Here is a 1066-nt window from a genome sequence, read left to right as displayed (position 1 = left end):
ACGGAGCGGCCTCGTCACCGCCGACGGCGTCGCAGCCGGCGGCCCCCAGCACGGCGGCGGCCGCCACGGCGGCGAGCACGGCCCGCGAACGGCCGCCCCGCTTCGGCCCCTTCCACCGTGTCCCCTGGTCCATCCCGCAGCCTCCCCGCACATCGTGGTCACCGTCCCCCATGCATAACAACGCGCGGGAGTTCCCGCCCGTCCGGCTGTCCACCCGACTGCCCGCCCGGGCGGACGGCTTCAGACGGAACGCCGCATATGGAACGGCTCACATGATCGGGGGCCGGCACCCCGGGGTTGTCGGCCTGCCGGGTGAATGGCGGCAATTTCCGGGTACCGGGACGGACGGTACGTCACACTCCTTCCCTCGCCACACGGTAGCCTCGGCCTCAACGTGGTCCTCCCGGCCACCCGCTGATCGGCCCTTTCCGACCTGTCCCGCTCTGCCCGGAGGTTCCGGTGACGACACGTGGAGTCCTGTACGTGCACTCCGCGCCGCGTGCGCTGTGCCCACACGTCGAGTGGGCCGTCGCGGGGGTGCTCGGCGTGCGCGTCAGCCTGGACTGGATCCGGCAGCCCGCCGCCCCCGGCACCTGGCGCTCGGAGTTCTCCTTCAAGGGTCAGGCCGGCACCGCCTCCAAGCTCGCCTCGGCGCTGCGCGGCTGGCAGTTGCTGCGCTTCGAGGTCACCTCGGAGCCCTGCCCCACCGCGGAGGGCGAGCGCTACAGCTGCACCCCCGACCTCGGCATCTTCCACGCCGTCACCGGCATCCACGGCGACATCATGATCCCCGAGGACCGGCTGCGCGCCGCCCTGACCAGGTCCCAGCACGGCGAGACCGACCTGGAGGCCGAGATCGCCAAGCTCCTCGGCAAGCCCTGGGACGACGAGCTGGAACCGTTCCGCTACGCGGGCGAGGGCGCCCCGGTCCGCTGGCTCCACCAGGTCGTCTGACCGCACCGGCACCCGGTACCCCCGTACGCCTTACCCCCGTACGCCGTACCCGGTACCCCCGTACGGAGTACCCCGCCCTCCCCGACACGCCGAAGGGCCCCACCTCACGAGG

General features: G+C 72.8%; 1 protein-coding gene. It reads left to right on the top strand.

Features of this window, described 5'->3' with window-relative positions; all coding sequences use genetic code 11:
* Positions 1-459: 459 nt before the first annotated feature.
* Positions 460-954 (top strand): DUF3145 domain-containing protein, encoded by a 495-nt coding sequence (locus AOK11_RS38500; RefSeq protein ID WP_055598235.1) that lies wholly within the window; start codon positions 460-462, stop codon positions 952-954.
* Positions 955-1066: the final 112 nt, after the last annotated feature.

Source organism: Streptomyces hirsutus, from assembly GCF_001418415.1.
In the GTDB taxonomy this organism is placed as follows: domain Bacteria; phylum Actinomycetota; class Actinomycetes; order Streptomycetales; family Streptomycetaceae; genus Streptomyces; species Streptomyces hirsutus.
This window is presented reverse-complemented; position numbering and strand designations above follow the sequence as displayed.